General features: G+C 46.7%; 21 protein-coding genes, 7 tRNA genes, 3 rRNA genes and 1 pseudogene. 26 read left to right on the forward strand and 6 right to left on the reverse strand.

Features of this window, described 5'->3' with window-relative positions; genetic code table 11:
- Nucleotides 1-6: 6 nt before the first annotated feature.
- The 5 genes from atpG (at nt 7) to priA (ending at nt 6300) form a co-directional block, all read left to right on the forward strand.
- Nucleotides 7-876, forward strand: coding sequence for a F0F1 ATP synthase subunit gamma (atpG, locus tag ICV39_RS00110; protein WP_215389943.1), 870 nt, complete (start codon nt 7-9; stop codon nt 874-876).
- A 54-nt stretch (nt 877-930) separates the two neighbouring features.
- Nucleotides 931-2331 (forward strand): F0F1 ATP synthase subunit beta, encoded by a 1401-nt coding sequence (atpD, locus tag ICV39_RS00115; RefSeq protein ID WP_112202554.1) that lies wholly within the window; start codon nt 931-933, stop codon nt 2329-2331.
- A 21-nt stretch (nt 2332-2352) separates the two neighbouring features.
- The gene (locus ICV39_RS00120; RefSeq protein ID WP_215316641.1) at nt 2353-2769 is read left to right on the forward strand and encodes a F0F1 ATP synthase subunit epsilon; all 417 of its coding nucleotides are present in this window, start codon (nt 2353-2355) and stop codon (nt 2767-2769) included.
- 14 nt (nt 2770-2783) lie between these two features.
- Nucleotides 2784-3896 (forward strand): uroporphyrinogen decarboxylase, encoded by a 1113-nt coding sequence (gene hemE, locus ICV39_RS00125; RefSeq protein WP_215389944.1) that lies wholly within the window; start codon nt 2784-2786, stop codon nt 3894-3896.
- Nucleotides 3897-4164: 268 nt separating this feature from the next.
- A complete protein-coding gene (gene priA, locus ICV39_RS00130; protein WP_215389945.1) occupies nt 4165-6300 on the forward strand; it encodes a primosomal protein N' in 2136 nt (711 codons plus the stop codon).
- 7 nt (nt 6301-6307) lie between these two features.
- Here the strand turns inward: priA and gcvH are convergent, their stop codons facing one another.
- The gene (gene gcvH / locus ICV39_RS00135) at nt 6308-6700 is read right to left on the reverse strand and encodes a glycine cleavage system protein GcvH (protein WP_215389946.1); all 393 of its coding nucleotides are present in this window, start codon (nt 6698-6700) and stop codon (nt 6308-6310) included.
- A gap of 80 nt (nt 6701-6780) precedes the next feature.
- On the opposite strand from gcvH, the gene ICV39_RS00140 reads away from it, so the two are divergent.
- Nucleotides 6781-7425: an MBL fold metallo-hydrolase gene (locus ICV39_RS00140; RefSeq protein ID WP_305848928.1), complete on the forward strand. Its 645-nt coding sequence runs from the start codon at nt 6781-6783 to the stop codon at nt 7423-7425.
- Nucleotides 7426-7459: 34 nt separating this feature from the next.
- Here ICV39_RS00140 and ICV39_RS00145 read toward each other — a convergent pair whose 3' ends face one another.
- The 3 genes from ICV39_RS00145 to ICV39_RS00155 form a co-directional block, all read right to left on the reverse strand.
- A complete protein-coding gene (locus ICV39_RS00145; protein ID WP_173954835.1) occupies nt 7460-7645 on the reverse strand; it encodes a hypothetical protein in 186 nt (61 codons plus the stop codon).
- Between the two features lie 41 nt (nt 7646-7686).
- A complete protein-coding gene (locus ICV39_RS00150) occupies nt 7687-8721 on the reverse strand; it encodes a fatty acid desaturase (RefSeq protein ID WP_215390807.1) in 1035 nt (344 codons plus the stop codon).
- Nucleotides 8722-8911: 190 nt separating this feature from the next.
- Nucleotides 8912-8987: transfer RNA gene (locus ICV39_RS00155), tRNA-Arg, on the reverse strand.
- Between the two features lie 101 nt (nt 8988-9088).
- Between ICV39_RS00155 and ICV39_RS00160 the strand changes: the two genes are divergently transcribed.
- Nucleotides 9089-9580, forward strand: coding sequence for a cytochrome c5 family protein (locus ICV39_RS00160; RefSeq protein ID WP_215389947.1), 492 nt, complete (start codon nt 9089-9091; stop codon nt 9578-9580).
- Between the two features lie 55 nt (nt 9581-9635).
- On the opposite strand, the gene rsmI is transcribed toward ICV39_RS00160, so the two are convergent.
- A complete protein-coding gene (gene rsmI, locus ICV39_RS00165) occupies nt 9636-10541 on the reverse strand; it encodes a 16S rRNA (cytidine(1402)-2'-O)-methyltransferase (RefSeq protein ID WP_215389948.1) in 906 nt (301 codons plus the stop codon).
- A 104-nt stretch (nt 10542-10645) separates the two neighbouring features.
- Here rsmI and ICV39_RS00170 point away from each other — a divergent pair, with 104 nt between their 5' ends.
- Genes ICV39_RS00170 through ICV39_RS00180 form a run of 3 tightly spaced genes read left to right on the forward strand, consistent with a single transcriptional unit; the run spans nt 10646 to nt 12293 of the window.
- Entirely contained in the window at nt 10646-11248 is a 603-nt protein-coding gene (locus ICV39_RS00170) for a phosphoheptose isomerase (RefSeq protein ID WP_215390808.1), read from the forward strand.
- A gap of 28 nt (nt 11249-11276) precedes the next feature.
- Nucleotides 11277-11927 carry a BON domain-containing protein gene (locus ICV39_RS00175; protein ID WP_215389949.1) on the forward strand — a complete coding sequence of 217 codons (651 nt, stop codon included), beginning with the start codon at nt 11277-11279 and terminating at the stop codon, nt 11925-11927.
- Nucleotides 11928-11945: 18 nt separating this feature from the next.
- Nucleotides 11946-12293, forward strand: coding sequence for a c-type cytochrome (locus ICV39_RS00180; RefSeq protein ID WP_215389950.1), 348 nt, complete (start codon nt 11946-11948; stop codon nt 12291-12293).
- A gap of 15 nt (nt 12294-12308) precedes the next feature.
- Here the strand turns inward: ICV39_RS00180 and ICV39_RS00185 are convergent, their stop codons facing one another.
- A complete protein-coding gene (locus ICV39_RS00185; RefSeq protein ID WP_215389952.1) occupies nt 12309-12965 on the reverse strand; it encodes a GNAT family N-acetyltransferase in 657 nt (218 codons plus the stop codon).
- A gap of 473 nt (nt 12966-13438) precedes the next feature.
- Between ICV39_RS00185 and ICV39_RS00190 the strand changes: the two genes are divergently transcribed.
- From ICV39_RS00190 to rplL, 16 genes and pseudogenes are all read left to right on the forward strand, one after another.
- A 16S ribosomal RNA gene (locus tag ICV39_RS00190) occupies nt 13439-14971 on the forward strand.
- A gap of 59 nt (nt 14972-15030) precedes the next feature.
- Nucleotides 15031-15107, forward strand: a tRNA-Ile gene (locus ICV39_RS00195).
- Between the two features lie 30 nt (nt 15108-15137).
- Nucleotides 15138-15213, forward strand: a tRNA-Ala gene (locus ICV39_RS00200).
- 268 nt (nt 15214-15481) lie between these two features.
- Nucleotides 15482-18355 (forward strand): 23S ribosomal RNA (locus tag ICV39_RS00205).
- 105 nt (nt 18356-18460) lie between these two features.
- A 5S ribosomal RNA gene (gene rrf / locus ICV39_RS00210) occupies nt 18461-18574 on the forward strand.
- Together the 16S, 23S and 5S rRNA genes with 5 tRNA genes alongside form the textbook arrangement of a ribosomal RNA operon.
- Before the next feature lie 105 nt (nt 18575-18679).
- Nucleotides 18680-18764 (forward strand) — tRNA-Tyr (locus tag ICV39_RS00215).
- A 5-nt stretch (nt 18765-18769) separates the two neighbouring features.
- Nucleotides 18770-18843: transfer RNA gene (locus tag ICV39_RS00220), tRNA-Gly, on the forward strand.
- Nucleotides 18844-18864: 21 nt separating this feature from the next.
- Nucleotides 18865-18939 (forward strand) — tRNA-Thr (locus ICV39_RS00225).
- A gap of 67 nt (nt 18940-19006) precedes the next feature.
- Nucleotides 19007-20197 (forward strand): elongation factor Tu, encoded by a 1191-nt coding sequence (gene tuf / locus ICV39_RS00230; RefSeq protein ID WP_173954841.1) that lies wholly within the window; start codon nt 19007-19009, stop codon nt 20195-20197.
- A gap of 17 nt (nt 20198-20214) precedes the next feature.
- Nucleotides 20215-20290, forward strand: a tRNA-Trp gene (locus ICV39_RS00235).
- A gap of 20 nt (nt 20291-20310) precedes the next feature.
- On the forward strand, nt 20311-20688 hold the full coding sequence (gene secE, locus ICV39_RS00240) for a preprotein translocase subunit SecE (protein WP_215389953.1): 378 nt from the start codon (nt 20311-20313) through the stop codon (nt 20686-20688).
- A 9-nt stretch (nt 20689-20697) separates the two neighbouring features.
- Nucleotides 20698-21270 carry a transcription termination/antitermination protein NusG gene (gene nusG / locus ICV39_RS00245; protein ID WP_215389954.1) on the forward strand — a complete coding sequence of 191 codons (573 nt, stop codon included), beginning with the start codon at nt 20698-20700 and terminating at the stop codon, nt 21268-21270.
- 175 nt (nt 21271-21445) lie between these two features.
- Nucleotides 21446-21877 (forward strand): 50S ribosomal protein L11, encoded by a 432-nt coding sequence (gene rplK / locus ICV39_RS00250; RefSeq protein WP_173954844.1) that lies wholly within the window; start codon nt 21446-21448, stop codon nt 21875-21877.
- A 2-nt stretch (nt 21878-21879) separates the two neighbouring features.
- Nucleotides 21880-22581 carry a 50S ribosomal protein L1 gene (rplA, locus tag ICV39_RS00255; protein ID WP_215389955.1) on the forward strand — a complete coding sequence of 234 codons (702 nt, stop codon included), beginning with the start codon at nt 21880-21882 and terminating at the stop codon, nt 22579-22581.
- A 237-nt stretch (nt 22582-22818) separates the two neighbouring features.
- Nucleotides 22819-23337 (forward strand): annotated as a pseudogene (gene rplJ / locus ICV39_RS00260) (50S ribosomal protein L10); the annotation flags it as partial.
- 144 nt (nt 23338-23481) lie between these two features.
- Nucleotides 23482-23859 (forward strand): 50S ribosomal protein L7/L12, encoded by a 378-nt coding sequence (rplL, locus tag ICV39_RS00265; protein ID WP_173954847.1) that lies wholly within the window; start codon nt 23482-23484, stop codon nt 23857-23859.
- Nucleotides 23860-24036: the final 177 nt, after the last annotated feature.

Raw genomic sequence — 24036 nt, forward strand, 5'->3', positions numbered from 1 at the left:
TAAATCATGGCCGGCACAAAAGAGATACGATCCAAGATCAAGAGCGTGCAAAACACGCGCAAGATCACGAAAGCGATGGAAATGGTCGCCGCATCGAAGATGCGTCGCGCCCAGGAGCGCATGCGTAATGCGCGTCCATATGCTGAAAAAATTCGTGAAATGGTGGCCAATCTTTCCAAAGCAAATCCCGAGTACCGCCCTGCTTATATGGCAACTCGCGAAGTGAAGAAAGTTGGCACGATTTTGGTTACAACAGACAAAGGTTTATGCGGCGGTTTAAATACCAACGTATTGCGTTTGATTGCTAACCAAGTGCGCGATTTGCAAGCAAAAAATGTTGAAATTGAGTACACAGCGATTGGTTCAAAAGGCCTTCAATTTTTGAATCGTTCAAAAGCAAAACTCATTTCTCAAACTGTTCAAATTGGCGACACGCCACATTTGGACGTTTTGATTGGCGCAATCACTGCCCAGTTGGAAGCGTTTGAGAGGGGTGAGATTGATGCAGTGTATTTGGCATACACACGCTTTGTGAATGCTATGAAACAAGAGCCCGTTCTAGAAAAGCTTTTACCCTTAGAGCCGGCAGTTTTGAGCTCTGAAGATAAGTCAGGACCATCTTGGGACTACATTTATGAGCCCGATGCTGAGTCTATTTTGAATGGCTTATTAAAGCGTTACGTAGAAGCGATGATTTATCAAGCGGTTGCTGAAAATATGGCATCTGAGCAATCTGCTCGCATGGTTTCCATGAAAGCCGCATCTGATAACGCGAAGAACGTGATCGGTGAATTGCAATTGGATTACAACAAAACACGACAAGCTGCTATTACCAAGGAGTTGTCAGAAATTGTTGGTGGAGCGGCTGCGGTTTAAGCGGTCAGCATTTAGGAATACGAAAGAATTCAGGAATTAAAAGCGGAGAAAGCGATGAGTAACGGAAATATCGTGCAATGTATCGGTCCAGTGGTGGACATTCAGTTCCCACGCGACAAAATGCCAAACATTTATGATGCGTTGACATTAGTTGAAAGCGGCGAAAAATCATTTGCTGAAAAAGGTTTGACCTTTGAAGTTCAGCAACAAATCGGTGATGGCGTAGTTCGCGCGATTGCGATGGGCGCAAGCGATGGCTTGCGTCGTGGCATGGAAGTGAAGTCTACCGGTAAGCCAATTTCTGTTCCTGTTGGCCCAGCAACATTGGGTCGCATTATGGACGTTTTGGGTCGCCCAATTGATGATGCAGGCCCGATTGCAACTGAAGAGCGTCGCGCAATTCACCAGCCAGCCCCAAAATTCGATGAGCTCTCTCCTTCTGTAGACCTCTTGGAAACCGGTATTAAGGTTATTGACTTGGTTTGCCCATTTGCTAAGGGTGGTAAGGTCGGCCTGTTCGGTGGTGCGGGTGTTGGTAAGACCGTGAACATGATGGAATTGATTAACAACATCGCTAAGCAGCACTCAGGTTTGTCAGTGTTCGCAGGTGTTGGTGAGCGTACTCGTGAAGGTAACGACTTCTACCACGAGATGAAAGAATCTAACGTTATCGACAAAGTGGCGATGGTGTTCGGTCAGATGAACGAGCCTCCTGGCAACCGTTTGCGCGTTGCGTTGACTGGTTTGACTATGGCTGAAGCGTTCCGTGACGAAGGTCGTGACATTTTGTTCTTCGTTGACAATATTTACCGTTATACCTTGGCCGGTACCGAAGTTTCTGCGTTGCTAGGTCGTATGCCTTCTGCTGTGGGTTACCAACCTACATTGGCTGAAGAAATGGGTAAGTTGCAAGAGCGTATTACCTCTACTAAGACCGGTTCTGTGACATCTATTCAGGCCGTTTACGTTCCTGCGGATGACTTGACCGATCCATCACCTGCTACAACCTTCTTGCACTTAGACTCCACGGTTGTGTTGTCACGTGATATTGCTGCTTTGGGTATTTACCCAGCGGTTGATCCATTGGATTCCACCAGCCGTCAGCTTGACCCACAAGTGGTTGGTCAAGAGCACTATGAAGTGGCTCGTTCAGTACAGATGACTTTGCAGCGCTACAAAGAATTGCGTGACATTATTGCGATTTTGGGTATGGACGAATTGTCTCCAGAAGACAAATTGGCTGTGGCTCGTGCTCGTAAGATTCAACGTTTCTTGTCCCAGCCTTTCCACGTTGCTGAGGTGTTCACTGGTTCACCAGGTAAATACGTTCCATTGAAAGAAACCATCCGTGGTTTCAAGATGATCGTTAGTGGTGAATTGGATCACTTGCCTGAGCAAGCGTTCTACATGGTGGGTTCAATTGATGAAGCCATCGAGAAAGCGAAGAAGCTTTAATCGAACTCATCTAGGGAAATTATGTCAACCATACGCGTCGATGTAGTAAGTGCTGAGCAATCTATTTTCAGCGGTGAAGCGAAGTTTGTAGCGCTTCCTGGTGAGAGTGGCGAGCTTGGTATTTTGCGCGGCCACACTCCATTAATGACACGCATTCGTCCAGGCTCAGTTCGTATTGAAAAAGCTGATGGCGACGAAGAGTTTGTCTTTGTAGCAGGTGGCTATTTAGAAGTTCAGCCTGATCATGTAACTGTATTAGCAGACACCGCTATTCGCGGTCATGATCTGGATGAAGCAAAAGCATTAGAAGCTAAGAAACGCGCTGAAGAAGCCATGCAAAATCGTGGTACAGAGTTCGATTTGGCATTAGCCCAATCTGAATTCGCAATGGCTGCTGCACAGCTGGCAGCAATTGCGCGTTTCCGTCGTAAAAAATAAAAACCGGTTATTCCTTGCTGTTAAACGATCGGTTTTTAAGGGCTTGCCTGGGCGAAGCGGTAGATCAAACACCGCTTTGGCTCATGCGCCAAGCCGGCCGATATCTTCCTGAGTACAACGCAACTCGCGCAAGAGCTGGAAGCTTTCTTGGCCTCGCAAAAAATCCTGCATATGCCACTGAAGTAACGCTTCAGCCCCTGGATCGATATCCATTGGATGCAGCAATTTTGTTTTCTGATATTTTGACCATTCCTGATGCCATGGGATTGGGCTTGAAATTTACTGCGGGCGAAGGCCCCAGCTTTGATCATCCTTTGCGTGATGAGGCGGCCGTTAAGAAGCTACGTGCTGCCGATATGGGCGAGCTCAAATATGTGTTTGATGCTGTTTCGGAAATTCGTAAAGCATTAATGCAGGATGGTAAGCAGCGTGTACCTTTGATCGGCTTCTCGGGAAGCCCTTGGACCTTGGCTTGCTACATGATTGATGGCTCGAGTTCAGACGATTTTCGTCATGCCAAAACCATGATGTTTAGTCGCCCGGATTTGTTGCAACATATCTTGGATATCAATGCACAATCAGTGGCTACGTACTTAACTGAGCAAGTGAAAGCGGGCGCACAAGCGCTGATGATTTTTGATACCTGGGGCGGGATGCTGCCAGATGGTTGGTATCAAAGAATGTCTTTGGCATCGATGCAAAAAGTGATTGCTGCATTACCAAGAGAGCACGATGGCAGAAAAGTCCCAGTCATTATGTTTACTAAGGGTGGTGCCATTTGGCTAAACGATATGGCTCAGGTTGGCGCAGACGTTATTGCACTCGATTGGACTATCTCACTTAGTCGGGCGCGTAAGCAGTTAGTTGCCTTAGATAAACCATTGGCCATGCAAGGCAATTTAGATCCACTGATATTGTTCTCTGAGCCAGAGCAAATCGCAAAACAGGCCAGTGCAATTTTGGATGATTTGGCAGGCGCCCCGCCACTTAAATCCGGCTTACATTCTTTGGATGGTCACGTATTTAACTTGGGCCATGGGATTTCCCAATTCACTCCCCCGGAGAGTGTTTCTGTTTTGGCGGAAACCGTGATTAAGCACTCAAGGGCTTTAAGGACAAAGCAATAATACTGAGTAATTGCTAACTTTCTTGGAGGGATCTTCGATAAAAGTTATGCACAGCAACATCTAAAAATGAAAATTCAGTGAGATTGCGTTAAAAGATAAACAGAAGCTTTCGGAAAGTAATGCAAATTACTGATTATTAAAGAAAATTTGCTAATTTAATCAAAAGGGAAGCATTTAAAGTTTGCTGGTAAATTAGCTTATAAATCAAAGTTTTTGGATGATATCCACAGACTTATCCACAAGCAAAATAGATAAAACGAAGTACCTGATGCCCTCACCTATTGTGGTCCAAGTTGTTGTAGACAAGCCCCTTGCCCAAGGGTTTGATTACTTATGGGACAAAACAAGTCTGGCGCTAGATCCACAAATCGGGCATGTGGTTGAGGTGCCATTTGGTAGGTCTTCTTTGGTCGGTGTGGTAATTAAAGTAAGCACTCACTCTGACTATGAAATAGAAAAATTAAAGGCTGTTACTCAGGTAGCACCATTGCCACCAATGGATCCAGCAGCCTTACGTCTCATGAATTTTGCAAGCCAGTATTACATCCACGGGCTTGGGGAAACCATCATCCCAGCAATTCCGCAGATGTGGAAAAAGCCTTCTTCTTGGGAAAAGCTATCGAGTTCACTCTTGGCTAATGAGAATAAAAAGCCAAAGAAAAAAGAGTCTGAAAAAAGAATTGCTGAAGGATATGTGGCGGAGTCTGAGTTGAATGAAGCCCAGAAATCTGCCTTGACGCAGTTAAAAGATTCTTGCGGGCATGAAAAATTTCATGCTGCTTTGCTACAGGGTCAAACGGGTAGCGGTAAGACCGCAGTTTTTTTACATTGGTTGAATACTCTTCTAGGCGACAGTAAGACGCAGGCATTGATATTGGTTCCAGAGATCAATTTAACGCCCCAATTAGAGCGACGTGTGCGAGCATATTTCCCAGAAAAGAAAATGGCAGTGTTGCATAGCGGTGTTTCTGAAAAAAAACGTGGCACCGCTTGGTATGAAGCGATTACCGGTGAAGCACAAATTATTTTGGGCACCAGGTTAGCTGCATTGACCCCCTTGCCGAACCTGAGCGCTATTGTGGTGGATGAAGAGCATGATCCATCATATAAGCAGCAAGATGGCATACGTTACTCCGCAAGAGATCTCGCCATATGGCGTGCACACGATTTAAAAATTCCTATAGTGCTATCTTCGGCAACGCCTTCTCTAGAAACATGGATGGCTGCCAAAGCTGGTCGTTATCAGCACCTACGGCTGGATCAAAGAGCTCAAGGTGCGGCATTGCCAAGTGTGCATTTGCTTAATTTGCGGGATCCGCAAAATCAACTTAGCCCGTGCGACAAAGTGGAGCCAGGATTAAACATTTCCTTAAGTAAGCCGGTTGTTGCAGCGATACAAAAAAATTTGGATGAAAGTAAGCAAAGCCTCGTTCTAATAAATCGAAGGGGTTATGCACCAGTACTGAGTTGCAGTGCTTGCTCATGGTTATCTAAGTGTCATCAATGCAGCTCTTATATGGTGATGCATAAAGCAGGTGCTTTGGGCGGCAAACCAGTTTTAAGTTGTCATCATTGCGGCCTAGTAAAAAGCATTCCTAGCCACTGCCCTGATTGCGGCAACGCTGATCTAAAAACCTTGGGGCAGGGCACCCAAAAGCTGGAAGATGCGATCGAAGAGTGGTGGCCAAATGCGAGGGTATTGCGTGTGGATACTGACTCTAGTCGCAAAAGCAAAGGCGCTGAAGAATTGTTTCAAGAAATACACGAAGGCAATGTCGACATCGTGGTTGGCACTCAAATGATTGCTAAGGGACACGACTATCAACATGTCGGTTTAGTGGCTGTCTTAGATGCTGATGGTCGATTGTTCTCGCAAGATTTTCGGGCGGCCGAGAGATTGTTTGCCCAACTTGTTCAGGTTGCGGGTCGTGCAGGAAGAGCAAATAAGGATGGCGAGCGTAGTGGCGATATTTATATCGAAACTCAGTTTCCTGAAGCAGCGGTCTATCAGTATTTATTGAGACACGACGTCGATGGATTTTTGGCCCATTTGGCCGCAGAAAGAGAAGAGGCAAAATTGCCCCCCTTCTGTTATCAGGCTTTGGTTCATGCAGAAGCCAAGAGTCTTGATAAGGCAATACGCTTTTTAAGCAAGCTCAAGGGTCGATTGCAGGATCAGAGCCTGATAGGCTCTGGCTTAAAGGCTTATGACCCAGTTCCGAGAAGCATGATGCGTGTGGCCGGGGTTGAGCGCGCTCAACTGCTAATTGAGTCTATTGATCGAAAGCGATTACAAACAGTTTTAGAGGTTGTCGATGGGGATTTGCGATCCCGATCTCAGGGTCGCATTAGCAAGGAAGATCGCATTCGTTGGCTCATTGAGCGCGATCCGGTATCTATTTAGGCCAAGCCTACGCTCCGGCAGAAGAGTTGTATTGATCTAAGCTCATCAGCCGGTTTAAATCTGAAGACAAAGTGTCTTCAGAGCTTGGTTTGATTTTGAATAACCAAATAGCATATGGACTTTGGTTTACCAATTCTGGGCTGGCATCTACGCTTTCATTTAATGCCGCGATTTCACCGCTTACTGGTGCGTGAATGTCGCTCGCCGCTTTTACAGATTCAATAACGGCGATGGCTTCACCCTGCGTTACTTGCTGGCCAAGCTTGGGCGCCTGAAAAAACATTACGTCGCCTAACGCTTCTTGAGCGTGGTTGCTAATTCCGACCCACACCAAGCCATCATCCTCTGGATCAGCCCACTCATGAGTTTCAGCGAATTTAAATGTATCTTCGGTATTCATTGTTTATCCTTTAGATCCATTTTATTCGCAGTCCCATAAACTATGGGCTAACAAGTTATTCATTTTTCCGCCTTTTAAATATGCCAATTAAATTAGGAATAGTACCCGTTACCCCTTTTGAGCAAAATTGCTCGATTTTGGTTTGTCAGGAAACAGGTGATGCCGCTGTAGTGGATCCAGGCGGAGATATTGAAAAGATATTGGATGGCGTAAAACAAATGGGCGGCAAGGTAAAAAAGATTTTGCTGACGCATGGCCACCTAGATCATTGCGCTGCCGCCAAAGACTTATCAGATCAGCTTGGGGTGCCTATTGAGGGGCCACAAGAGGACGAGCGTTTTTGGATTGATCAGTTGCCCGAGCAAACCGTTCGTTTTGGATTTGGACATGCCAAAGTATTTGAACCAAATCGTTGGCTTAATGATGGCGATCATGTGCAAGTCGGCAATGTAGATCTTGAAGTATTTCATTGCCCTGGGCATACACCGGGACACGTGATTTTTTATGACAAAGAAGATCGCCTGGCAATTGTTGGCGATGTGTTATTCGCAGGCTCTATTGGTAGAACAGATTTTCCGCGGGGTAACCATGCGGATTTAATTCATGCGATTAAAACAAAATTGTGGCCCTTGGGCGATGATGTGCAGTTTGTGCCGGGACATGGACCTATGTCGACGTTTGGCAACGAGCGCAAAACAAATCCTTATGTGGGCGATAAGGCTTAGCAATCACGATGATTGCAGGTACCGCTACGGCTAATTAGGTTTTTGCTGAACCAGTGCGGTGCGTGCGGTTGTATAAGCAGCTAGCGCAAATCCAACGTTGCTTGCGATTGCTAGTAGGAATCCATGTTCCACCTTCAAGACGTTTTTCGCGACTGCAAGAAGAGCAAAATTTCAGGCTCTGTGAAGAATCTTGTGCGGCAGCTGGAGTCGATGTAGTCATGGGCAATCCGGGTAAGGCAAATCTTTATACAAAGAGCTATTTTACCCGTTTTGTCCCGCTGGTACTGGGGATAGAACCACTCTGACGGAGTCCGCCGTCTTGTTCCCATCAAAATCCAACCAAGCCTTGTTTTGGAAATCGTAAAGCTTGCACTTGCGCGCAGTATCGAAATACCATTCCCAAGAGAACTTTTGGATAAAAATACGCTCTGGAAGGATGGTTTCGAGGGTTTTTTGAGCCTCTGGGAGGCGGTATAGGGGCACGCTCATATCCACGTGATGGGCGGTGTGCTCCATGATGTGGTGCATTAAAGAGCCCCAAATCCAGCTAAAAGTTAAATGCACAGTAGTTGAAACAAAAGGTTGGGCGCGCAACCATTCCGATTTTTTGTCATACCAAGAAACTGATGGGTGGGTATGGTGAACGTAGACCACAAACCCAATCATGCCGTTCCAAAATAAAAATGGGATAGCAAAACCGGTAAGAAGGCCAATCCAAATTGATTGGTTAGTGGCGATCGCACCAGCAATCAAACAACCAATCCAAACAATTGCAAACGCAGTCACGAGCAAATTGTCTTTTAAGAAAATAGGGCGATCACCAGGTTTGTTTTTTGCATTTGGGAAGTACTCGCGTCTCCACCAAATTTCAATTAAGTAATAAAAAACAGGACCCCAGCCACTACGGTAAAGGCGCTCTAGAGCCTTACGCCATGTGGGCAAGGCGTCATATTCTTCTTTTGAAAGCGGAGCCCAAACAAAGTCAAAGCCCTTTAAATTAGTTTGTCCGTGATGCACAACATTGTGACCAACATCCCACAGGCTGTAGGGTGTGAGTGAAGGCAAGAATGCAATACGTCCAAGCACTTTGTTTAGCTCGCGGTTTGGGGTGAAGCTTTGATGACATGCATCATGACCCAAAATAAAAATGCGGCCAGTTACAAAACCAGCTATTAATCCAAAGACAATTTTTAGTAAAACGTTTTCAATAAATACGGTTCCGGCAATGCAGCCGAGCCACAAGAGTGAATCAATCAGCAGCAACATAATTGCGCGGGCTGTTTCACCTTGGGCCATTGGGATAAGCCAGCTCCGAATAATTTTGCGGTGCGGCAATGGCGCCTCAGGTGGCAAGGGATTTGTCAGGGATGGCTCTGAAAGGGCTGAATTTAAATGTGTAGACACGATAAGAATCAATAAGTTAGACCCAAATTTTAGCGGTTTTCATGATTTTACGCATGATGTAAGTCAAAAACCCCTTGTGTTTTGGCGCGCCCGGCAGGAATCGAACCTGCGACCCTTGGCTTCGGAGGCCAATACTCTATCCACTGAGCTACGGGCGCCCATAAAAACTGGATACCCCGTTATTGTAAGTGCCTATACCCCTACTCTCTAGTTATAATCACCGCAAAACAACCCTAAACCCGTCAAACGATAAATTCTTATGAGCAACGAGCACGGAAATCTGATTAAGTCCCCAAAACAACTCATCATCATGGTGTTTGCAAGCTTTTTTGTGCCCTTGATCATTATTTTGTTGTTGATGGTGTTCGTTAACAACGGCAAGCGCGGCGAGTCTACAGCGACGACCGAGCAATTGATTAAGCCAGTAGCTCAACTCAATTTCAAAGATGCTAGCGGCCCTAAAGAATTGCAAACTGGCGAGCAAGTTTACAAAGCGGTTTGCTCTTCGTGCCATGCAACCGGCGCTGCCGGCGCTCCAAAATTTGGCGACGCTGGAGCTTGGGCACCACGTATTGCAAAGGGCTATGATTCATTGATGACTTCTGTACTTAAAGGCAAGGGCGCAATGCCAGCACGTGGCGGATCAAGTCCTGCCGACGTTAGCGATTATGAGTTAGGTCGCGCAGTTGTTTATATGGCCAATGCATCTGGTGGAAAATTGCCAGAACCAAAGGCACCTGCGGCTAAGTAATTTACGAAATAATTTCTTAGATCTGTATTTTTAAAAGCTGGCTATATGCCAGCTTTTATTTTTCGTGCTCTTCTGCCTTTGCATCTAGGGCAACTTGATAAGCATCTTTTTTGTTAAGGCCTAAGGTTTGCGACAGCACGGTAGCAATTTCTTTGCTGCCCAGATATGGGGTTAATGCACGCGCCCAACGATTAAGAGAATCAATGTCTGGAGCCTCATCAGGATTGCCTTTGCGGCCTGCAACAAGAATGACAAATTCGCCTTTTAGATGCTCGGCATCTTCAAGCCATTCTGGAAGTTCTTGTGCTTGCATTGAAACAAGTTGCTCAAATTTTTTTGTGAGCTCTCGGCAGATCAGAAGAGACCGATCTTTTTCCAAGGACTTTGCAAGCAAGAGTAGCGTTTCTCGAATATGGTGTGGCGATTCGAAAAAAATGCTCACTTTTTTACTATTGATGATGTCTTGCAGACAGGCTTCACGATCTTTGGTTTTATGTGGCCAAAAACCCAAGAATTGAAAGCGCCCTTCCGAGTTCAGCATGACTGAACCCGATGCTGATATTGCGCAAGATACTGAACTTACACCAGGAACCGGAATAACACGGTAGCCAGCAATCTGAACTTGCTCCACTAAGCGAGCTCCTGGGTCAGAGATTCCGGGGGTGCCAGCATCAGAGATGTAAGCCCAGCGTTCATGATTTGAAAGATGCTGAATAACAGTTTGAGCACCACTAAGCTCGTTGTGATCATGAAGTGCAATGCACTTTTTATGAATGCCAAACTGGCGCAAAAGAGCTGCGCTATGCCTCGTATCTTCGCAAGCGATCCCATCAACAGAATTGAGAATATGTAGGGCGCGCAACGTGATATCACCCATATTCCCTATGGGTGTTGCAACCATGTACAAAGCCCCAGATGGCAAGTCTTGTTGTTTTAAAAAATCGAATGAGGCAAATTCCATGGATTTATTGTCTGCCGAAGATGGATCAATAACAAGAGAATACGTTGTTTTGAGTTAAGCTGATGACATCTAAATTGAGCGTTACCTTGGCGCATAATATTGCTATGAACAAAGATACGATTGAACGTTTGCGCCAGCGCGCATCCCAGCATTTTTTAGATAGCATTGCTGTCAAGCAAGAGGCGGAAAAAACACTTCCAGATGCAGTTGCTCAAGGTGTACTGGCCATGGCGCAGTGTTTGCAGTCGGGCGGCAAAGTGATGGCTTGTGGCAATGGCGGCTCAGCTGCTGATGCCCAGCATTTTGCTGCAGAGCTGATTGGTCGATTTGAGCGTGAGCGCCAAGAATTGGCCGCGATTGCTTTAACCACTGACAGCTCAATTCTGACTGCAGTTGGTAATGACTACAGTTACGACGAAGTATTTAGCAAACAAGTGCGAGGTCTTGGCAAGAAAGGCGATGTTTTGTTGGCTATTTCTACTTCTGGAAACTCTAAGAACGTTGTCAAGGCAATTGAAGCAGCGAAAAAGATTGGCATCAAAATTATCGCGCTTACTGGAAACGGTGGTGGAAAGATTGCGACTCTTTTGGATAAAGATGACATACATTTATGCGCTCCTTCAACGCGTACGGCTCGCATTCAGGAGACTCATTTAGTCCTGCTGCATGGTTTATGTGATGGCGTTGATCACGTGTTGTTAGATTAATTTTTTTACATCGATACAAAGTACCTTTATGCAAACACAATTTATTAGCAAATCTTTGATTGCGGCTTTGCTTATTACCCAACTTTCCGCATGTGGAGTATTGGTGGTTGGTGGGGTTGCAGCTGGAGCCAGCGTCATGGCTGATCGTCGTACGCCAGGCGTACAAGCGATTGATAATGGAATTGAGATGCAAGCAAATGCAGCGCTGTCGAAAAAATTTGGAGATAACGCGCACATTAACGTGACTTCATTTAATCAGAAGGTATTGTTAACTGGCGAGGCAAAAGATGCGGACATCAAAGGTGAGGCCGATGCTTACATAAAAGCAATGAAGAATGCTCGCACAGTGTTTAACGAAATTGTTATTGGCCCTAACAGCACATACACTGCTCGCGCCAATGATTCTTATCTCGAATCAAAAATAAAAACGCAAATGATCTTTACAGATAAGCTTCCATCAAACTCTATGTCTATAGTGGCCGAAGGAACAAGCGTATATCTGATGGGAATCTTGACTCAAAATGAGGCGGATCTTGCGAAGAAAGTGGCCAGCAATACCAATGGCGTGAAAGATGTTTATGTTTACTTTGACATCATTTCTGACGCAGAAAAAAATCGCCTAGAGAAACAAGGCAAGGCTGATGAATCACAACCAAGCAGTCCGCCAAAGTTCCAATAAATCTTTAGCAGTCCTGTGATGTTGCAAAAATATGCGCCCGTAAAAATAGTTTTTATTTTTACGGCGCTTTTTTTCTTTGCAACAAAAGCATATAGCAATAGTGATGATCAAAAAGCATTTGCGCTTGCAAAACAAAATGCTTGCTTAGGTTGTCATGCGGTTGACAAAAAAATTGTTGGGCCTAGTTTTCAAGCGGTCGCACAAAAATATCAACATGATCAAAACGCGACAACGTTTTTAAAAAACAAAATTACTAAAGGCGGTGCAGGCTCATGGGGCGTAGTACCCATGCCTGCAAACGCGAAGCTAAGTGATGCTGATTTGTCTTTATTGGTGGGTTGGATTTTGCGTGGCGCACCAAACTAACCTTTGCGTTATTTATTAACGCGCGTGTTTTGGTTTTCCTAAAAACCACCACCATGCTTGATTGGCAAGTTTTAAATTTTCTTTTAAGGCGTAATCAAAGTCTGCCCACTGTTCATTTGCAGCTTCTTCAACAATCGTGCCTGGATTGGCTGGTGGCAGCGTGAGGTAAGCATCAGCATCGCCGTATGAATACTCAACTTTCATGCCAGCCTTTTGAGCTAAATGCATCATGGCTTTGTTGTTTGCAAGACAGTGAACGTAAAGCGTTTGTATATTGCTATTACGTGAGTGCACCGCAGAGCGATTGAGCAATGCAGTGCCAAGCCCTTGTGCTCTGCCCTCTGGCAGCACAGAAACTCCAAATTCAGCGGCACGCGCTTGGCCTTTAATCTCTGGGAGATAGGCCAAGTGTGCCATACCAATCAGCTCCAGATCAGCATTGAATACACCAAAAACCGCATCTTGGTTGAAATCTAGGTGTTCAACGTAGTGATGAATGACTTCGTCGGGAGTCTGTGTGCCAAAACGTAAGCGACGGTCTTCATCGCCAAGCTTGAGCAGATGAGTGAGAATTGCGTCCCTGTGACCTGCATGTAATTCGCGTACAGGAACCACCTGCCCCACCATAAAAGGGTTGGAAGGTGAGTGATCGTTCGCTAATTTATTGTGCATAGCAACATATTAGCACTAATCAAGGAAAATTTCAGGGTTTTCCCTTAGCGTGTGGCTTACACGCAAATGCGGTTTTTGAAGCGCTACTCAATCGCCTGAGACTTCAAAAAACAGGCTAAAAATGCAGAAAATCTCAAAAAAGATTGAAATTTTTTTCGTGTTTTATGTGACTGATTTTATTGAGGTTTTTTAGAAAGTAAGAAAAATCTTCGCTTTTTTTAAGAAAAAGAGTGCAAAAGGTGTTGACAACCCTATTCGGGTATGTCATAGTCTCGCTTCTTCGCTGAATGTTTTTCAAAAAACGATTCAGCCCTCTTTAAAAATTAGTCAACCGATAATTGTGGGTACTAAGTGAAAGCATCCAGTCCTTCGGGACAGATGTAAATAAATAGTACTCATAGACAGTAAGATTTGGTTTTTTACCAAGTCGATTTCTTGAATGAGTGCGACGATCCGCAAGGATCACAGGAATTGAACTGAAGAGTTTGATCCTGGCTCAGATTGAACGCTGGCGGCATGCCTTACACATGCAAGTCGAACGGCAGCACGGGTGCTTGCACCTGGTGGCGAGTGGCGAACGGGTGAGTAATACATCGGAACGTACCTTATCGTGGGGGATAACGCAGCGAAAGCTGTGCTAATACCGCATACGCCCTGAGGGGGAAAGCGGGGGATCGCAAGACCTCGCGCGATTAGAGCGGCCGATGCCTGATTAGCTAGTTGGTGGGGTAAAAGCCCACCAAGGCGACGATCAGTAGCTGGTCTGAGAGGACGATCAGCCACACTGGGACTGAGACACGGCCCAGACTCCTACGGGAGGCAGCAGTGGGGAATTTTGGACAATGGGGGCAACCCTGATCCAGCAATGCCGCGTGAGTGAAGAAGGCCTTCGGGTTGTAAAGCTCTTTTGTCAGGGAAGAAACACCGGCTCTAACACAGTCCGGGAATGACGGTACCTGAAGAATAAGCACCGGCTAACTACGTGCCAGCAGCCGCGGTAATACGTAGGGTGCGAGCGTTAATCGGAATTACTGGGCGTAAAGCGTGCGCAGGCGGTTATACAAGACAGGCGTGAAATCCCCGGGCTTAACCTGGGAATGGCGCCTGTGACTGTATAGCTAGAGTGTGTCAGAGGGGGGTAGAATTCCACGTGTAGCAGTGAAATGCGTAGATATGTGGAGGAATACCAATGGCGAAGGCAGCCCCCTGGGATAACACTGACGCTCATGCACGAAAGCGTGGGGAGCAAACAGGATTAGATACCCTGGTAGTCCACGCCCTAAACGATGCTGACTAGTTGTTCGGGATTTACATCCTGAGTAACGTAGCTAACGCGTGAAGTCAGCCGCCTGGGGAGTACGGTCGCAAGATTAAAACTCAAAGGAATTGACGGGGACCCGCACAAGCGGTGGATGATGTGGATTAATTCGATGCAACGCGAAAAACCTTACCTACCCTTGACATGTCACTAACGAAGTAGAGATACATTAGGTGCTCGTAAGAGAAAGTGAACACAGGTGCTGCATGGCTGTCGTCAGCTCGTGTCGTGAGATGTTGGGTTAAGTCCCGCAACGAGCGCAACCCTTGTCTTTAGTTGCTACGCAAGAGCACTCTAAAGAGACTGCCGGTGACAAACCGGAGGAAGGTGGGGATGACGTCAAGTCCTCATGGCCCTTATGGGTAGGGCTTCACACGTCATACAATGGTGCATACAGAGGGTTGCCAACCCGCGAGGGGGAGCTAATCTCAGAAAATGCATCGTAGTCCGGATCGTAGTCTGCAACTCGACTACGTGAAGCTGGAATCGCTAGTAATCGCGGATCAGAATGTCGCGGTGAATACGTTCCCGGGTCTTGTACACACCGCCCGTCATACCATGGGAGTGGGTTTTGCCAGAAGCCGTTAGCCTAACCGCAAGGAGGGCGACTGCCACGGCAGGGTTCATGACTGGGGTAAAGTCGTAACAAGGTAGCCGTATCGGAAGGTGCGGCTGGATCACCTCCTTTCTAGAGAAAAGATGCTGGAGCTATAGTGCCCACACTTATCGGTTGACAATAATAGCCACGGGTCTGTAGCTCAGCTGGTTAGAGCACTGTGTTGATAACGCAGGGGTCGTAGGTTCAAGTCCTACCAGACCCACCAATCAGTAGTGATATGGTCTTAGTGGACGTTGGGGGATTAGCTCAGCTGGGAGAGCACCTGCTTTGCAAGCAGGGGGTCGTCGGTTCGATCCCGTCATCCTCCACCAACTCTTAAATGTCAAAACTAAGCAATTAGTAAATTGTTTAGTTTTGCCATTTATGGCTGTTCTTTAAAAATTTGAGTAAGCAAAGTGTCAAACGTATCTTTGAGAGTGCGTTTGACAATGTAATAAGGGTAAAGATTGAATCATCAATCAGTAATATCAAACGAGTTTTACAAAGTTCTTAACAAGTACTTACAGTTTGGATTACGGCAAACATGTCAGAAGTAGAAGTAAAACCTGTAACAGGTGCTAGCAATGGTGCTCGTTATAGGATCAAGTGAATAAGTGCACATGATGGATGCCTTGGCGATTACAGGCGACGAAAGACGTTATAACCTGCGATAAGCCCCGGGGAGCTGGTAAATAAGCTTTGATCCGGGGATCTCTGAATGGGGAAACCCACCACTTTTGTGGTATCCACACCTGAATACATAGGGTGTGTGAAGCGAACCTCGTGAACTGAAACATCTAAGTAGCGAGAGGAAAAGACATCAACCGAGATTCCCAAAGTAGTGGCGAGCGAAATGGGAAGAGCCTTCTAGTGATAGCTCAGTAATTAACAGAATGGAATGGAAAGTCCAACAATAAAGGGTGATAGTCCCGTATGTGAAAATTATTGAGTGGTACTAGGCTAGAGACAAGTAGGGCGGGACACGTGAAATCCTGTCTGAATATGGGGGGACCATCCTCCAAGGCTAAATACTCGTAATCGACCGATAGTGAACAAGTACCGTGAGGGAAAGGCGAAAAGAACCCCGGGAGGGGAGTGAAATAGATCCTGAAATTGTGTGCATACAAACAGTAGGAGCCTCGTAAGGGGTGACTGCGTACCTTTTGTATAATGGGTCAGCGACTTACATTCAGTAGCAAGCTTAACCGAATAGGGAAGGCGTAGCGAAAGCGAGTCCGAATAGGGCGCTAGTTGCTGGGTGTAGACCCGAAACCAGTTGATCTATCCATGGCCAGGTTGAAGGTGCGGTAACACGTACTGGAGGACCGAACCCACTAACGTTGAAAAGTTAGGGGATGAGCTGTGGATAGGGGTGAAAGGCTAAACAAAACTGGAAATAGCTGGTTCTCTCCGAAAACTATTTAGGTAGTGCCTCGTGTATCACCGTAGGGGGTAGAGCACTGTCATGGTAGTGGGGTCCATTGCGGATTACTGCGCCATAGCAAACTCCGAATACCTACGAGTGCGAGCACGGGAGACAGACATCGGGTGCTAACGTCCGGTGTCAAGAGGGAAACAACCCAGACCGCCAGCTAAGGTCCCTAATATATGCTAAGTGGGAAACGAAGTGGGAAGGCTAAAACAGTCAGGAGGTTGGCTTAGAAGCAGCCATCCTTTAAAGAAAGCGTAATAGCTCACTGATCGAGTCGTCCTGCGCGGAAGATGTAACGGGGCTAAGCATATAACCGAAGCTGCGGATCACAGCAATGTGATGGTAGGAGAGCGTTCTGTAAGCCTGTGAAGGTGTCTTGTAAAGGATGCTGGAGGTATCAGAAGTGCGAATGCTGACATGAGTAGCGATAAAGGGGGTGAAAAGCCCCCTCGCCGTAAGCCCAAGGTTTCCTGTTCAACGTTCATCGGAACAGGGTGAGTCGGCCCCTAAGGCGAGGCAGAGATGCGTAGCTGATGGGAACAAGGTTAATATTCCTTGACCATTGTTAGATGCGATGGGGGGACGGATCGCGGAAAGTTGTCCGGGTGTTGGATGTCCCGGTTCTTGCGTTGGAGATGGCTATTAGGTAAATCCGGTAGCGTAATTCAAGGGCGTGAGACGAGCGAATTTATTCGCGAAGCAATTGGAAGTGGTTCCAAGAAAAGCCTCTAAGCTTCAGTCTAACAAGACCGTACCGCAAACCGACACAGGTGGGCGAGATGAGTATTCTAAGGCGCTTGAGAGAACTCAGGAGAAGGAACTCGGCAAATTTGTACCGTAACTTCGGGATAAGGTACGCCCTGGTAGTTTGAACCTGTACAAGGGGAGGACGAAAGGGTTGCAATAAAAAGGTGGCTGCGACTGTTTAATAAAAACACAGCACTCTGCAAACACGAAAGTGGACGTATAGGGTGTGACGCCTGCCCGGTGCTGGAAGATTAAATGATGGGGTGCAAGCTCTTGATTGAAGTCCCAGTAAACGGCGGCCGTAACTATAACGGTCCTAAGGTAGCGAAATTCCTTGTCGGGTAAGTTCCGACCTGCACGAATGGCGTAACGATGGCCACACTGTCTCCTCCTGAGACTCAGCGAAGTTGAAATGTTTGTGATGATGCAATCTACCCGTGGCTAGACGGAAAGACCCCATGAACCTTTACTGTAGCTTTGCATTGGACTTTGAACCGGTCTGTGTAGGATAGGTGGGAGGCGTTGATATCAGGATGCTAGTTCTGATGGAGCCGTCCTTGAAATACCACCCTGATTTGTTTGAGGTTCTAACCTTGGCCCGTTATCCGGGTCGGGAACAGTGCATGGTAGGCAGTTTGACTGGGGCGGTCTCCTCCCAAAGTGTAACGGAGGAGTACGAAGGTACGCTTGGTACGGTCGGACATCGTACCTAAAGTGCAATGGCAAAAGCGTGCTTAACTGCGAGACCGACAAGTCGAGCAGGTGCGAAAGCAGGTCATAGTGATCCGGTGGTTCTGTATGGAAGGGCCATCGCTCAACGGATAAAAGGTACTCTGGGGATAACAGGCTGATACCGCCCAAGAGTTCATATCGACGGCGGTGTTTGGCACCTCGATGTCGGCTCATCTCATCCTGGGGCTGTAGCCGGTCCCAAGGGTATGGCTGTTCGCCATTTAAAGAGGTACGTGAGCTGGGTTTAAAACGTCGTGAGACAGTTTGGTCCCTATCTGCCATGGGCGTTGGAGATTTGACGGGGGCTGCTCCTAGTACGAGAGGACCGGAGTGGACGTACCGCTGGTGTACCTGTTGTTTCGCCAGAAGCATCGCAGGGTAGCTATGTACGGAAGAGATAACCGCTGAAAGCATCTAAGCGGGAAACTTGCCTGAAGATGAGATCTCCCGTAGGTTTAACCTACATAAAGGGTCGTTGAAGACCACAACGTTGATAGGTCGGGTGTGGAAGCGCAGTAATGCGTTAAGCTAACCGATACTAATTGCCCGTTAGGCTTGATCCTATAACCAGCACTATTGTGTTGGATGTTTGCCAGATTTAATCTGCATCCTTACTACATGCTTACTCAAATGGAGTTGTTGATTTATCAGCAACTCAACCCTCTACGCCCGGTGACCATAGCGAATTGGAACCACTCCTTCCCATCTCGAACAGGACAGTGAAACGATTCTACGCCGATGATAGTGCGGATTACCCGTGTGAAAGTAGGTAACTGCCGGGCACCAAAGCGACGCCCAGACCCCTTTAGGTCTGGGCGTTTTTACTTGTGCAAAGCGTTTAGAGAGATTGACAGAAACTCCATTTGGAGTCAGAATATTGGGTTCGCGGAGGGGTGTCCGAGCGGCTAAAGGAGGCAGACTGTAAATCTGTTGGCTACGCCTACGTAGGTTCGAATCCTACCCCCTCCACCAGATGTGCGGGATTAGTTTAATGGTAAAACAGCAGATTTCCAATCTTCGGTCAAGAGTTCGATTCTCTTATCCCGCTCCAGTATTAGTAGCAAAAAGAAAGGCCCATGTGGCTCAGTGGTAGAGCACTCCCTTGGTAAGGGAGAGGTCGGCAGTTCGATCCTGCCCATGGGCACCAGGCTTAGTTTTTATTAATTGTGTATTTCGTGTTTTGGTTTTTAAGAGTTAACTAAAGGCAGACAAAAATGGCAAAAGAAAAGTTCGAGCGGACAAAACCGCACGTAAACGTAGGCACCATCGGTCACGTTGACCACGGTAAAACCACATTGACAGCAGCAATCGCAACCGTGCTCTCAAAGGCATTCGGTGGCGAAGCTAAAGCATACGATCAGATCGATGCTGCTCCAGAAGAAAAAGCCCGTGGTATTACGATTAACACAGCACACGTTGAGTATGAAACTGCTGGTCGTCACTATGCACACGTTGACTGCCCAGGACACGCTGACTACGTTAAGAACATGATTACTGGTGCTGCGCAGATGGACGGCGCAATCTTGGTTTGCTCTGCTGCAGACGGCCCAATGCCACAAACTCGTGAGCACATCCTCTTGGCACGTCAGGTTGGCGTTCCATACATCGTGGTGTTCCTTAACAAGTGCGACATGGTTGACGATGCTGAATTGTTAGAGCTCGTTGAAATGGAAGTACGTGAACTTCTGTCTAAGTATGACTTCCCAGGTGATGACACTCCAATCATCCGTGGTTCTGCTAAGTTGGCATTAGAAGGCGACGAAGGCCCATTGGGTAAAGAAGCCATCATGAAATTGGCTGAAGCATTAGATACATACATCCCAACTCCAGAGCGTGCTGTTGACGGTGCGTTCTTGATGCCAGTAGAAGACGTGTTCTCAATCTCTGGTCGCGGTACTGTAGTAACCGGTCGTATTGAGCGCGGCATCATCAAGGTTGGCGAAGAGATTGAAATCGTTGGTATCAAACCAACTCTCAAGACCACTTGTACTGGTGTTGAAATGTTCCGTAAATTGCTCGACCAAGGTCAAGCAGGTGACAACGTTGGTATCTTGTTGCGCGGCACAAAACGTGAAGAAGTTGAGCGTGGCCAAGTATTGGCTAAGCCAGGTTCTATCACTCCACATACTCACTTTACCGCTGAGGTTTACATCTTGGGTAAAGATGAAGGTGGTCGTCATACTCCATTCTTTAACAACTATCGTCCACAGTTCTACTTCCGTACAACGGACGTAACAGGTTCAATCGAGTTGCCAAAAGACAAAGAGATGGTGATGCCTGGTGATAACGTCACCATTACCGTCAAACTCATCGCCCCAATCGCGATGGAAGAAGGTTTACGTTTTGCGATCCGTGAAGGTGGCCGTACTGTTGGCGCCGGCGTGGTTGCAAAGATTTTGGCTTAAGAAGTTTTTAGAAATAAAGGGGTGTAGCTCAATTGGCAGAGCGTTGGTCTCCAAAACCAAAGGTTGGGGGTTCGATGCCCTCCGCCCCTGCCACGATTTGAACTGAAAGCAATATGTCTCAACAAACTGCAAGTCATTCTGAAGAAAAAAGCAGCTGGGTCTCAGGCCTCGCTGCTTTAATCGTCGTTGCCGCGTTAGTGCTTTACTACACGCTTATCGACCAGTCTTTGTTGGTGCGCTTGGCTGTATTGTTTGGTGGCATTGCTGCTGCAGTCATGATCGTGGCAATTTCTCCTGATGGGCGTCGTTTTATCGCCTATGCAAAAGATTCTTGGTATGAAGTGAAAAAGGTTGTTTGGCCGACTCGTAAAGAGACGACTCAAATGACTCTAGTCGTATTTGGCTTTGTTCTGATCATGTCCTTGTTTTTGTGGATTGCAGACAAATTAATTGAATGGCTAGTTTTTTCAGTCCTTTTGGGCTGGAAGTGAGTAAGCAAAATGACTGATTCAGAAGTAGTCGCAAATTCTCAAGCTGCTGGTAATAAGCGTTGGTATGTCATTCATGCCTATTCCGGCATGGAAAAAAGCGTTAAAAAAGGCCTTGAGGAGCGTATTGCTCGTTCAGGTATGCCTGAGAAATTTGGCCGTATTTTGGTCCCATCAGAAGAGGTGGTTGAGGTGAAGTCTGGCTCTAAGTCTGTTACTGAGCGCCGCTTCTTCCCCGGCTACGTCTTAATTGAGATGGAAATGACCGACGAAAGCTGGCATTTGGTGAAAAACACGCCAAAAGTGACCGGTTTCGTGGGTGGTGTACGTAACCGCCCAAGCCCGATTTCAAACGCAGAAGTCACCAAAATCATGGATCAGATGCAGGCTGGGGTGGATAAACCTAAGCCTAAGACTCTATTTGAGGTGGGTGAGATGGTTCGCGTTAAAGAAGGTCCGTTTACAGACTTTAATGGCAACGTTGAAGAAGTGAACTATGAGAAGTCAAGATTGCGCGTTTCTGTTACAATTTTTGGCCGCGGTACCCCAGTTGAGCTGGAGTTCGGCCAAGTAGAAAAGATGTAAAAACAAGGACTTAGTCCTGTTTTGCAGTGCAGCAAAAGTAGTACAAGTCGTTTTAAGTGGTTATTTAGATTTTGTAATTAACCGAGGAGCAGAGCTAGAAAGCCAAAAACTAGCGAAGCGTTAACTCAACAGCGGTCTCTCCTAATGAGGATAGGCGCGCTTTAAGGAGCAACACATGGCAAAGAAGATTGTTGGCTTTATTAAGCTGCAGATTCCTGCAGGTAAAGCAAACCCATCACCACCCGTAGGTCCAGCATTGGGTCAACGCGGCCTCAACATTATGGAATTCTGTAAGGCGTTTAATGCTCAAACTCAGAGCATGGAACCTGGCCTGCCAATTCCAGTTGTGATTACAGCGTTCGCTGATAAGAGCTTCACATTCATCATGAAGACTCCTCCAGCAACCATCATGATTAAGAAGGCTGCGAAGATCGAAAAAGGATCACCACGTCCTCATACCGATAAGGTAGGAAAAATTACTCGTGCTCAAGCGGAAGAAATCGCTAAAGCAAAAATGCCAGATTTGACAGCGGCTGATATGGATGCAGCAGTTCGCACAATCGCTGGTAGCGCCCGTTCCATGGGCATCACTGTGGAAGGAGTCTAATCATGACTAAATTATCTAAGCGCGTAAAAGCAATTCAGTCCAAAGTAGATCGCAATAAGTTTTACCCATTAGAAGATGCGTTGAACCTCGTTAAAGAGTGTGCAACTGCTAAATTCGATGAGTCTATCGACGTTGCTGTTCAGTTGGGTATTGATGCCAAGAAATCTGACCAAGTTGTGCGTGGCGCGGTTGTGCTCCCAGCCGGTACAGGTAAGCATGTTCGTGTTGCTGTTTTTGCACAAGGCGAGAAGGCTGAACAGGCTAAAGCTGCCGGTGCAGAAATCGTTGGCATGGAAGATTTGGCTGAACAAATTAAAGGCGGCAAAATTGATTTTGATGTGTTGATCGCATCCCCAGACACAATGAAAATTGTTGGTACTTTAGGTCAAGTATTGGGCCCACGTGGTTTGATGCCAAATCCAAAAGTTGGAACAGTTACACCTGACGTTGCAACTGCAGTGAAAAATGCAAAAGCTGGTCAAGTACAGTTCCGCGTTGACAAAGCCGGTATCGTGCATGCAAGCATTGGCCGTCGTTCATTCGAGCCAGCTGCATTGAAATCGAACTTGCTCGCATTGCTTGAGGCTTTGAATAAAGCAAAACCTCCTGCATCTAAGGGAATTTATTTAAAGAAGGTTGCCGTAAGCAGCACCATGGGTGCAGGCGTGCGTGTAGACCAAGCATCGTTACAGGCGGCAGCTTAATTAGCCTGTAACAAAAAAGAACTTTGGGTCGACTCCCACTTTTTAAGTGAGAGTCGAACATCAAAGACCGTTGGTGAATTAGTTGCTAATAAAGAGTTAATTCTTAATTGTTACGAAAGTGGCGACCAGCGCAGATGGCGACCCTGAAAAGATTTTCACAAGAACCTTTGTGAACAAATGATCAGACGCTGGTGTGTAACCCCAACTGGAAACAGTTGGTTTTTATGGAGTTAAACCGTGCCTTTGAATGTACAAGACAAAAAAGCGATTGTTGCTGATGTCGGCGCTCAATTGGCTGGAGCCCAAACTGTCGTTCTCGCTGAATACCGTGGTATTCCAGTTGAGCAATTGACAAAGCTACGTGCTAACGCACGTGACCAAGGTGTATATCTTCGTGTTTTGAAGAACACATTGGCACGTCGTGCTGCGCAAGGCACCCAGTTTGAGCCTCTTGCTGATTCGATGGTTGGCCCCTTGATCTACGGCATTTCTGCTGATCCGATTGCTTCGGCAAAAGTATTGCAGAACTTTGCTAAGACTCAAGATTTGCTAGTGATTAAAGCTGGCCTATACAACGGTAAGTTGTTGGACGTTGCAGGCGTTAAAGCCCTCGCAACAATTCCAAGCCGTGAAGAGTTGTTATCAACGTTGTTGGGTGTGATGTTGGCCCCAGTATCTGCGATGGCTCGTGTATTGGGCGCAGTGGCTGCGCAAAAAGCAGCTGGAGCGCCTGCTCCAGTAGCAGAAGCGGCAGCCCCTGTAGAGGTAGCCCCAGTAGCAGAAGCTGCGCCAGCCGCAGAACCTGCAGCTGAACCAGCAGCCCCAGAAGCTACAGCAACAAACGAAACCCCTGCCGCTGAATAAGCGACAAATTAACTATTTAAGTATTAGGAGCTAAAAATGGCGATTACTAAAGAAGAAATCATTGAAGCAGTAGGTAGCATGTCCGTTATGGATTTGAACGACTTGGTTAAGGCGTTCGAAGAGAAATTTGGTGTTTCAGCTGCAGCGATGGCTGTTGCTGGTCCTGCAGGCGCTGGCGGTGGTGATGCTGGTGGTGCAGAGCAAACTGAATTCACAGTAAACCTCGTTGAAGCTGGCGCAAACAAAGTTTCAGTAATTAAAGCAGTTCGCGAAATTACTGGTCTCGGTTTGAAAGAAGCTAAAGATTTGGTTGACGGTGCACCTAAGCCAATCAAAGAAGGCGTTGATAAGAAGACTGCTGAAGAAGCCAAGAAGAAGCTTGAAGAAGCTGGCGCTAAGGCAGAACTCAAGTAATACAAACTCAGCTGGCGCCTCTCACAAAGGGGCGTTAGCCATGTTGGGTTTGACCTTTAGAGGTCAAACCCGATTTCATTTCTGATTGAAATCGGGTTTGCCTTCTGATACGACTGCAGAATGCAAGTTTGGTCGGACACTGGATCCAAGCGATGTAGTGTTGTCCGCCAGTGATTG

Origin of the sequence: Polynucleobacter sp. MWH-UH25E, assembly GCF_018687095.1 — a bacterium.
Lineage (GTDB): Bacteria > Pseudomonadota > Gammaproteobacteria > Burkholderiales > Burkholderiaceae > Polynucleobacter.